Source organism: Mesorhizobium sp. B2-7-1 (assembly GCF_006440735.1).
GTDB lineage: Bacteria > Pseudomonadota > Alphaproteobacteria > Rhizobiales > Rhizobiaceae > Mesorhizobium.
In genome coordinates this window covers 20,861-31,536 of record NZ_VFUA01000078.1, presented here as the reverse complement: position 1 = coordinate 31,536, position 10,676 = coordinate 20,861, and the positions used below count along the sequence as shown (strand labels likewise).

Sequence of the window (10,676 nt, the reverse complement as noted above, 5' to 3'; positions counted from 1 at the left end):
TTTGGGTGATACGGAAGCCGTGATGGGTGTCCTCGCCACGGCCGACAATGCCGTATTTATGCGCCTCGGCCGGGTCGCATTCCTGCACGGCGATGATGTTGTTGCCGGTCTCGGCATAGAGCTCGACCATGTCTTTCATGCAGCTCTTTTCCGACTGCATGATCATGTCCGGCAGAAGCAGCGCGAAGGGTTCGTCGCCAACCAGCTCGCGGGCGCACCAGACGGCGTGGCCGAGGCCCATCGGCACCTGCTGGCGCGTGAAGCTGGTCTGTCCCGGCGCCGGCTGCAGCCGCTGCAGGCGGGCGAGCTGGTCGTCCTTGCCGCGCTGGGCGAGCGTGTCGTAGAGCTCAAACTGGACGTCGAAATGATCCTCGATGACCGCCTTGTTGCGCCCGGTCACGAAGATGAAATGCTCGATGCCGGCCTCGCGCGCCTCGTCGACCACATATTGGATGACCGGCCGGTCGACGACGGTGAGCATTTCCTTCGGGATGGCCTTGGTGGCCGGGAGGAACCTCGTGCCGAGGCCTGCGACCGGGAAAACTGCCTTGCGAACTCGTTTCATGCTGCGCCACCCTTGCGTTTCGGCCAATTATCCGCTCGGCGGCGCGCTTCGCAATCCCCCCGGACATTTTCGCTCCCGAATTCATTTTCACTCCGGAATTCCATTTTCACGCCGGAATGTCGGGTTGACGAGCGAGCAGTGAGCGTGAGAGCTAAAGCCGCGATCCCTCTTTTCGTTCCCGGCGGCACCTATGGTAAACTAAATACTAACCCGGTTCGGCGTTGAATGATCCTTCCTGATTTGACGAAGGAGGAAATGATGTCCGTTCGCAACACCGCGAGGCGCCTGGCGGCACTGGTGACCGCCGCCGGCCTCACGCTGGCCTTGCTGATGCCCGCCGGCCCCGCTTTCGCCGATGCCGGGTTCCGCCAGTGGGTTGCGGGCTTTCGCGCCACTGCGGTGGCGGGCGGTGTTTCGGGCGCCGTCTACGACCAGGCTATGAGAGGCATCGAGCCCGACCCGGTCGTGCTGGAAAAGGCCCGTACACAGCCGGAGTTCAGCGCCCCCGCCTGGGATTATTTCGACAACCGCGTGCATGATCAGTCGGTGGCCAACGGCCAGGCGATGGCGAAGAAATGGAAGCCTTGGCTCGATCGGATCGAGGCGCGGTTCGGTGTCGACCGCAATATCCTTCTGGCGATCTGGTCGATGGAATCGAACTATGGCGAGATCCTCCAGCGCGACGACATCATGCGCAATGTCATCCGTTCGCTTTCCACGCTCGCCTATGGCGACGCGAAGCGCTCGAAATATGCCCGCACCCAGTTGATCGCGGCGCTGAAGATCCTGCAGACCGGCGACATCGACGAGAGCCATCTGATGGGCTCCTGGGCCGGCGCGATGGGCCAGACCCAGTTCATTCCGACCAGCTATCAGCGCTACGCGGTCGACATGGACGGCAACGGCAAGCGCGACATCTGGAATTCGATCCCCGACGCGCTGGCGACGTCCGCCAACCTTTTGAAGAAGAACGGCTGGCAGGCCGGCAAGACCTGGGGCTATGAAGTGACCATACCGGCCGGCAAGCTGCCCGGCGGCGCAAAGACGATCGCGCAGTGGCAGGCGCTCGGCGTCGCCCGGGCCAGCGGCAAGCCGTTCAAGAACCTGACCGACAAGGCGACGCTGAAAGTGCCGGACGGCCGGGGCGGCCCCGCCTTCCTCATGATCAGGAATTTCTCGGTCATCAAGGCCTACAACAATGCCGACAAATACGCTTTGGCCGTCGGCCTTCTGGCCGACGAGATCGCCGGCGGCACTGGCCTGGTGCAGGACTGGCAACGGCCTTTCACCAAGCTCAGCTTCGAGGAACGGCAGGAGCTGCAGAAGCGGCTTTCCGATCACGGCTATTATGAGGGCAAGTTCGACGGCAAGATCGGCGACGGCTCGAAGGCCGCCATCATGGCCTATCAGGCCAAGGTCGGCTTGACCCAGGATGGCTATCCGAGCATGGAAGTGCTCAAATGGCTCCGCAAGCGGTAGGGCTCGCGGGAGCGCCAGGCATCCTTTCGAAGGCGGCACGGATGCTCTAGCGCTTCACACCTGTGCGTGACCTTGGGCCACGCCAAGGGATGGAGAGGTGTTTGGTGTCGGTCGCGCGTATCAGGCAGGGCATTCGTCGGGCGCCGATCCTGGTTCTCGCCCTTGCCGTGCTGGTCGTCACGGCCGCAGGCGCCTTCCACGCACCGGCATTCGCGCAGGAGGAAAGCCGCGGCTGGTCGCTGCGTGATCTCCTGTTCCCGCGCCGCAGCGAACGCGTCGAGCCGCCGGTCGAAGTCCAGAAGGCAAGGCCGAAACCGAAGAAGAAGCCCAAGCCGCGCCCGCCGGCCGAACCCGAAACGCCGATCGTCGAGAAGACGAACGACGCCCGCGTCGTGCTGGTGGTCGGCGATTTCCTTGCAGGCGGGCTGGCCGAAGGCCTGGACACCGCTTTTGCCGACAATCCCGCCGTCCGGATCGTCGCCCGCGCCAACGGCTCGTCCGGGTTCGTGCGCGACGACGTCTACAACTGGCCGGCCGAGATCAAATCGCTGATCGAGACCGAGAAGCCGGCCGCCGTGATCGTCATGCTCGGCTCCAACGACCGCCAGCAGATGAAGGTCGGCGACGTGCGCGAGCAGCCGCGCTCGGAGAACTGGACCAAGGAATATGAGCGCCGCACCGATGCGCTGGGCAAGGCCCTGCAGGACACCAAGGTGCCGTTCCTATGGGTCGGCATGCCGGCTTTCCGCGTGTCGAAGATGAACTCCGACATGCTTGCCTTCAACGACATCTATCATTCGGCCGCCCAAAGCCATGGCGGCGAGTTCGTCGATGTCTGGGACGGCTTCGTCGACGAGAACGGCGCTTTCGTCACCTCCGGTCCGGACATCAACGGCCAACCGGTTCGCCTGCGTTCCGACGACGGCATCAATGTCACCAAGGCCGGCAAGCGCAAGCTCGCCTTCTACACGGAAAAGCCGTTGGCCAAGATCCTCGGTCTGGCGGCGCCGGGAAGCGTCACGACCGTGTCAGCGCCGGCCGGTGCCCCAGTCGAGGCGCCGAAGCCGGCCGCCGCGCCCGTCATCGTCGACCGCACCGCGCCGATGCTGCTGGGCGATCCGTCGCTCGACGGCGGCACCGAACTGCTGGGTGCCGCGCAGCCAGCCAGGGCCGATCCGAACCTGCCCGGCGAAAAGCTGATCCTGGAAGGCAAGGCGCCGGCCGCCTCGCCCGGCCGCGCCGACGATTTCTCCTGGCCGCCGAAGCCGCCTGCGACGGCGGCTGTCGATCCCGGCCCGACGCCGGCAACTCCTTGACCGACATTCCTGCGTAGAGCAATCCCAGGAAAACTGTGAGCGGTTAAGTTCGGCGTCTTCGCCGTAACCTTCCGTCCGGAATTGCGTAAACACAAGAGGATAGAGCGGTTCGGCGTTTCCACGAAACGGTGAACCGCTCTTGCGGCAATTTCGCGCCAAGCCGAACAATGGCATTGTTGGGTTTTGGCCGAAGTCAAAGTCGGGGGCGAATATGTCGGCAACGGGCTATGCCTTGCTTGGGTTCGTGACTTGGACCCTCTTATTGCTCACATGGATGGAAATCCTGCGCACCCATCTTGTGCTGAGCGGCCGCGTCCCCGCGAATGGCTTCGCACCGGACAATGCCGGCCTTTCGCCCTTCTTGCAGCGGCTGGCGCGCGCCCACGCCAATTGCATCGAGGGCCTTCCCATATTCGGGGGTCTCATGGCCATGGCCATGATGAGTTCGCGCGCTTCGATTACCGATCCGCTCGCATATTGGTTTCTCGGCGCCCGGCTGGTGCAGTCGGCCATTCATTTGACGTCGACGAGCCCGACCGCAGTCAAGGCTCGGTTTTCAGCGTTCGCGGTTCAGATGGCCATCGGCCTCTATTGGGCGATGAAGCTGTTGCTCAGCTAGAGCGGCGCTTCGCGAAAGCCTGCGGCTCGTTAACCCCCTTCAGCGCGGCAGCACCGTCGATCCCATCAGCGTCTCGTCGATCGAGCGCGCCGCCTGGCGACCCTCGCGGATCGCCCACACCACCAGCGACTGGCCGCGGCGCACGTCGCCGGCGGCATAGAGCTTGTCGACGCTGGTCCGGTAGTCGCGGTCATTGGCCTCGACATTGTTCGAGCGGCGGCTGTCGGTGACGACCTTGATCTTGCCGTCGAGCTCTTTCATCAGGCTGTCGCCCGCCGGTCCGGCAAAGCCGATGGCGATGAAGGCCAGATCGGCGCGGATGACGAATTCGCTGCCGGCGATCGGCTTGCGCTTGTCGTCGACCTCGCAGCAGCGCACGCCGGTCAGTTGGCCTTCCTCGCCGATGAATTCGAGCGTCGCCACCTGGAATTCGCGCTCGGCGCCCTCGGCCTGCGAGGAGGACGTGCGCATCTTCGTCGCCCAGTAGGGCCATACCGACAGCTTGTCTTCCTTCTCCGGCGGCTGCGGACGGATATCGAGCTGGGTCACGCGCACCGCGCCCTGGCGGAAGGCGGTGCCGATGCAGTCGGACGCGGTATCGCCGCCGCCGACCACGACGACATGCTGGCCGCCCGCGATGATCGGGTGCGAGGGCCACGCCACCGACTGGATCGGCTCGCCGCCGACGCGGCGGTTCTGCTGCACCAGATAGGGCATGGCGTCATAGACGCCGCTGAGGTCGCTGCCCGGAATGCCGGCCGGGCGCGGCGTTTCGGAGCCGCCGCAATAAAGCACGGCGTCGAACTCCTCGATGAGATCGGCCACCTTCATGTCGACGCCGACATTGACGCCGCAATGGAAAGTCACGCCCTCGCCCTGCATCTGCTCGATGCGTCGGTCGATATAGTGCTTCTCGATCTTGAAGTCCGGAATGCCGTAGCGCATCAGCCCGCCGGGGCGGCTCTCGCGCTCATAGACATGCACGTCGTGGCCGGCGCGGCCGAGCTGCTGCGCCGCTGCCATGCCGGCCGGGCCGGAGCCGATGACGGCGACCCGCTTGCCGGTCTTCTTTTCCGGCGGATACGGCCGGATATGGCCGGTCTCATAGGCCTTGTCGGCGATCGCCTGCTCGACCGTCTTGATGGCGACCGGAATGTCCTCGAGGTTCAGCGTGCAGGCTTCCTCGCAGGGCGCCGGGCAGATGCGGCCTGTGAATTCCGGGAAATTGTTGGTCGAATGCAGGTTGCGGATCGCGTTGTCCCAATCGCCATTGTAGACGAGGTCGTTCCAGTCCGGGATCTGGTTGTGGATCGGACAGCCGGTCGGCCCGTGGCAGAACGGAATGCCGCAGTCCATGCAGCGCGCGGCCTGTTTCTCGACCTCCTTGTCCGACATCGGCAGGGTGAATTCTCGGAAATGCCGGATGCGGTCGGAGGCGGGCTGGTACTTGTGCACCTGCCGGTCGATCTCGAGAAAGCCTGTTACCTTGCCCATAGTCCAGTCCCTGCTGTCCGAAGGCACGCTTTTGTCGCGCACCCGTTAACCCCTTAGGGCTGCCATGGCAACCGCGGTACGGGGTCAGGATTGTTGGTGAGGATGCCGGCCGGGAAGTCGTCATCCCGGCCATGCCCGAAACTATTCCGCCGCCACGCTCATGCGCATGCGTTCCATCTCGATCAGCGCGCGGCGATATTCCACCGGCATGATTTTTCGGAATTTCGGCCTGAAATTCTGCCAGTCGTCGAGGATCTCGCGACCACGCACCGAACCGGTGAAATGCACGTGGTTCGAGATCAGCTGGTAGAGCCGTTCCTCGTCATGGCTGGTCATGTCGCCGGAGACGTCGACGCGGCCCTTATGGTCGAGGTCGCCGCCATGATGGAGCAGCTTCTCCATCAAATCGTCCTCTTCCGGGACCGGCTCCAGCTCGACCATCGCCATGTTGCAGCGTTCGGCGAAATCGCCCTTCTCGTCCAGCACATAGGCGACGCCGCCCGACATGCCGGCCGCGAAGTTGCGCCCGGTCTTGCCGAGCACGACGACGATGCCGCCGGTCATATACTCGCAGCCATGGTCGCCGACGCCCTCGACGACGGCGGCGACGCCCGAATTGCGCACGGCGAAGCGCTCGCCGGCGACACCGGCGAAGTAAGCCTCGCCTTCGGTCGCGCCGTAAAGCACCGTGTTGCCGACGATGATCGAGTCCGCCGCGACGATTCTAGCCTCTTCCGGCGGGCGGATGACGATGCGCCCGCCCGACAGGCCCTTGCCGACATAGTCGTTGCCGGCGCCGACCAGCTCGAAGGAGATGCCGCGCGCGAGGAACGCGGCGAACGACTGCCCGGCGGTGCCGGTGAGCTTCACCTGGATCGTGTCTTCGCGCAGACCCTTGTGCTTGAAGCGCTTGGCGACCTCGCCCGACAGCATCGCGCCCGTCGAGCGATCGACGTTGCGGATCGGCAGCTCGATGGTGACGGGCTGCTTGGCGTCCAGCGCCGGCTTCGCCAGCTCGATCAGCTTGCGGTCGAGCACGTCGTCGATCGGATGCTTCTGCCGCTCGGTCCAGTGCAGCGCCTCATGCGGCGCATCCGGCTTGAAGAACATCTTCGAGAAGTCGAGCCCGCGCGCCTTCCAGTGCTGGATGACGTCGCGCTTCTCCAGGAGGTCGCTGTCGCCGATGATCTGGTCGATGTGCGTGAAGCCCATCTCGGCAAGCAGCGCCCGCACCTCTTCCGCCACGTAGAAGAAGAAGTTGATGACGTGCTCGGGCGTGCCCTTGAAGCGCTTGCGCAGCACCGGGTCCTGCGTCGCGACGCCGACGGGACAAGTGTTCAGATGGCACTTGCGCATCATGATGCAGCCGGCCGCGATCAGCGGCGCGGTCGAGAAGCCGAACTCGTCGGCGCCGAGCAGCGCGCCGATGATGACGTCGCGCCCGGTGCGCAAGCCGCCGTCGACCTGCAGCGCGACGCGCGAGCGCAGGCCGTTGAGCACCAGCGTCTGGTGCGTTTCGGCAAGGCCCATTTCCCACGGGCTGCCGGCATGCTTGAGCGAGGTCAGCGGCGAGGCGCCGGTGCCGCCGTCATAGCCCGAGATGGTGATGTGGTCGGCGCGCGCCTTGGCGACACCCGCCGCGACCGTGCCGACGCCGACCTCCGACACCAGCTTGACCGAGACGTCGGCCGCCGGATTGACGTTCTTCAGGTCGTAGATCAGCTGCGCCAGATCCTCGATCGAATAGATGTCGTGATGCGGCGGCGGCGAGATCAGGCCGACGCCGGGCGTCGAATGCCTGACCTTGGCGATGGTCGCGTCGACCTTGTGTCCGGGCAGCTGGCCGCCCTCGCCGGGCTTGGCGCCTTGCGCGACCTTGATCTGCATCATATCGGAATTGACTAGATACTCCGCCGTGACGCCGAACCGGCCGGAAGCGACCTGCTTGATCGCCGAGCGTTCCGGGTTCTTGCCGCCGCCGGGCAGCGGCAGATAGCGGTCAGCCTCTTCGCCGCCCTCGCCGGTGTTCGACTTGCCGCCGATGGCGTTCATGGCGCGCGCCAGCGTGGTATGCGCCTCCCGCGAGATCGAGCCGAACGACATCGCCCCGGTCGAGAAGCGCTTGACGATCTCGGCTGCCGGCATGACCTCGTCGATCGAAACCTTCTTGCGCCCGGTCTCGTCCGCTGTTCTGATCTTGAACAGGCCGCGGATGGTCTGGGCCCGGGCGGTCGCGCTGTCGATCTGCGCCGAATAGTCCTTGAACGTGTCCCACGAGCCCTGGCGCACGGCGTGCTGCAGGCTGGCGACCGCATCGGGCGACCACATATGGGCCTCGCCGCGCATGCGGTACATATATTCGCCGCCGACCTCGAGGTTGTTGCGCAGCACCGGATCGCTGCCGAAGGCGTCCGTATGGCGGCTGAGCGTCTCGGTGGCGATCTCGTCCAGGCCGACGCCTTCGATCAGCGTCGCCGTGCCGGTGAAATACTTCTCGACGAAGTCCGACTTCAGCCCGATGGCGTCGAAGATCTGCGCGCCGCAATAGGACTGGTAGGTCGAGATGCCCATCTTGGACATCACCTTGAGGATGCCCTTACCGATCGACTTGATGTAGCGCGAGACCACCTCGTACTCGTCGACTTCTTCCGGCAGCTCGCCGCGCTTGTGCATGTCGAGCAGCGTGTCGAAGGCGAGATAGGGGTTGATTGCCTCGGCGCCATAGCCGGCGAGGCAGCAGAAGTGATGCACTTCACGCGGCTCGCCAGTCTCCACCACGAGGCCGACCGAGGTGCGCAGGCCCTTGCGGATCAGGTGATGATGCACGGCCGCCGTCGCCAGCAGCGAAGGGATGGCGATGCGGTCCGGTCCGACCTGGCGGTCGGACAGGATGATGATGTTGTAGCCGCCGGCGACCGCCGCTTCCGCCCGCTCGCAGAGCCGGTCGATGGCGCCCTGCATGCCAGCGGCGCCCTCGTTGGAACCGTAGGTGATGTCGATCGTCTTGGTGTCGAAACGGTCCTCGGTGTGGCCGATGGAGCGGATCTTCTCCAGATCGCCATTGGTCAGGATCGGCTGGCGCACTTCGAGCCGCTTGCGGCGCGACGTGCCAACGAGGTCGAAGATGTTCGGCCGCGGCCCGATGAACGACACCAGGCTCATCACCAGCTCCTCGCGGATCGGGTCGATCGGCGGGTTGGTGACCTGGGCGAAGTTCTGCTTGAAATAGGTGTAGAGCAGCTTCGACTTGTCCGACATCGCCGAGATCGGCGTGTCGGTGCCCATCGAGCCGACCGCTTCCTGGCCGGTGGTGGCCATCGGCGCCATCAGAAGCTTGGTGTCTTCCTGCGTGTAGCCGAAGGACTGCTGGCGATCGAGCAGGCTGACATCCTTGCGCAGCGCGCGCGGCTCGACCGGCTTCAAGTCTTCCAGAATGAGCTGCGTGTTGGCGAGCCAGGTCTTGTAGGGATGCCTGGTCGCGATCTCCGACTTGATCTCCTCGTCGGAGACGATTCGACCCTTCGCGAGATCGATCAGCAGCATGCGGCCGGGCTGCAGCCGCCACTTCTGCACGATCTTTTCCTCCGGCACCGGCAGCACGCCGGCTTCGGAAGCCATGATGACGCGGTCGTCATCGGTGACGATGTAGCGCGCCGGGCGCAGGCCGTTGCGGTCGAGCGTGGCGCCGATCTGGCGGCCGTCGGTGAACACCACCGCCGCCGGTCCGTCCCACGGCTCCATGAGCGCCGCGTGGTACTCGTAGAAAGCCTTGCGGTCGGCGTCCATGAGCTTGTTGCCGGCCCAGGCTTCCGGGATCAGCATCATCATGGCGTGGCTGAGCGAGTAGCCGCCCTGGAACAGGAACTCGAGCGCGTTGTCGAAGCACGCCGTGTCAGACTGGCCCTCATAGGAGATCGGCCACAGCTTCGAGATGTTGTTGCCGAACAGCTCGGAATCGACCGAGGCCTGGCGCGCCGCCATCCAGTTGTTGTTGCCGCGCACCGTGTTGATCTCGCCATTATGCGCGACCATGCGGTAGGGATGCGCCAGCTTCCACGACGGGAAGGTGTTGGTCGAGAAGCGCTGGTGGACCAGGATCAGCGCCGTCTCGAAACGCTGATCCTTGAGGTCCTTGTAGTAGGCGCCGACCTGATAGGCCAGGAACATGCCCTTGTAGACGATGGTGCGCGCCGACAGAGACACGCAATAGGCGCCGATATCCTTGTTATCGTTCTCGGCGTAGATGCGGCCCGAGATCACCTTGCGCAGCAAATAGAGCCGCGCCTCATATTCCTCGTCGTCGGGAATGTCGGCCGTGCGGCCGATGAACACCTGCCGGTGGAACGGCTCGGACGCGACGATACCCGGCGCCTTCGACAGCGATGAATTGTCGACCGGCACGTCGCGGAAACCGATGAGCGGCAGCCCTTCCGACTGCGCCGATTCGGCAATGATCTCTTCGATATGGGCGCGCAGCGTTGGGTCCTGCGGCATGAACCAGTGGCCGACGCCATATTGGCCGGCCGGCGGCAGGTCGACGCCCTTGGCGGCCATTTCCTCACGGAAGAAGCCGTCCGGGATCTGCACCAGAACGCCGGCGCCGTCGCCGACCAGTGGATCGGCGCCGACGGCGCCGCGATGAGTGAGGTTCTCCAGCATCGCCAGGCCGTCCTCGACGATCCCGTGCGACTTCGCGCCCTTCATATTGGCGATGAAGCCGACGCCGCAGGCGTCATGCTCGTTGCGCGGATCATAGAGGCCCTGCGCAACCATGCCGTTGGCGGTGGTATGGGTCGGGCGTTTAACGGCTGCCGCTTTCGTCTGCGCGGCCTGGCCGTTGATCGCAGATGGCGTCAGTTCCGTCATCGTCCTATCCTCCGTTCTCCACCTTGACCCCGACTGTCTCAGGGCGCTGGTTTGCCTTGGGAAGCGAGAGTGCTTCCCCTTTGATCCTGCTGCACGTCTCGCGAAATCCATCGAACCATAAGGCTATACGCCCGGTTCGCATCCGGTATCGTACAGGCCAGAGCCGGGCCGTCTACCCGCCGCTCGCGACAATGGCCGGAATGGCACTGATGATACGCCAGTCCAGCCTGTTTTGTGCGACAAAATAAGACAGTACTGCTGTCCTAAATTTTTTATGGCAGAAATCAGGGAGGCACACAAGACCGATTCACAAAAAACTTGGTGGCGCCGCGACACA

6 protein-coding genes are annotated in these 10,676 nt (G+C 64.5%); 3 read left to right on the top strand and 3 right to left on the bottom strand.

Annotation, left to right across the window (positions count from 1 at the left end):
• On the bottom strand, positions 1-565 hold a 565-nt coding region (locus FJ471_RS24355; protein WP_140807276.1), incomplete at its 3' end, for a UTP--glucose-1-phosphate uridylyltransferase.
• A 258-nt stretch (positions 566-823) separates the two neighbouring features.
• Between FJ471_RS24355 and FJ471_RS24350 the strand changes: the two genes are divergently transcribed.
• From FJ471_RS24350 to FJ471_RS24340, 3 genes are all read left to right on the top strand, one after another.
• Positions 824-2,044: a lytic murein transglycosylase gene (locus tag FJ471_RS24350; protein WP_140807275.1), complete on the top strand. Its 1,221-nt coding sequence runs from the start codon at positions 824-826 to the stop codon at positions 2,042-2,044.
• A gap of 101 nt (positions 2,045-2,145) precedes the next feature.
• Positions 2,146-3,360 carry a DUF459 domain-containing protein gene (locus tag FJ471_RS24345; protein WP_140807274.1) on the top strand — a complete coding sequence of 405 codons (1,215 nt, stop codon included), beginning with the start codon at positions 2,146-2,148 and terminating at the stop codon, positions 3,358-3,360.
• Between the two features lie 211 nt (positions 3,361-3,571).
• A complete protein-coding gene (locus tag FJ471_RS24340; RefSeq protein WP_140807273.1) occupies positions 3,572-3,979 on the top strand; it encodes an MAPEG family protein in 408 nt (135 codons plus the stop codon).
• Positions 3,980-4,018: 39 nt separating this feature from the next.
• Here the strand turns inward: FJ471_RS24340 and FJ471_RS24335 are convergent, their stop codons facing one another.
• Positions 4,019-5,473, bottom strand: a complete 1,455-nt coding sequence (locus tag FJ471_RS24335; protein WP_140807272.1) for a glutamate synthase subunit beta — start codon at positions 5,471-5,473, stop codon at positions 4,019-4,021.
• A gap of 141 nt (positions 5,474-5,614) precedes the next feature.
• Entirely contained in the window at positions 5,615-10,339 is a 4,725-nt protein-coding gene (gene gltB / locus FJ471_RS24330; protein WP_140807271.1) for a glutamate synthase large subunit, read from the bottom strand.
• Between the last annotated feature and the right edge of the window lie 337 nt (positions 10,340-10,676).

Excerpts from the sequence above, each read along its gene's own strand:
- FJ471_RS24335 (WP_140807272.1), bottom strand. The coding sequence starts at position 5,473 with ATGGGCAAGGTAACAGGCTTTCTCGAGATCGACCGGCAGGTGCACAAG.
- FJ471_RS24350 (WP_140807275.1), top strand. The coding sequence starts at position 824 with ATGTCCGTTCGCAACACCGCGAGGCGCCTGGCGGCACTGGTGACCGCC.
- FJ471_RS24340 (WP_140807273.1), top strand. The coding sequence starts at position 3,572 with ATGTCGGCAACGGGCTATGCCTTGCTTGGGTTCGTGACTTGGACCCTC.
- gltB (WP_140807271.1), bottom strand. The coding sequence starts at position 10,339 with ATGACGGAACTGACGCCATCTGCGATCAACGGCCAGGCCGCGCAGACG.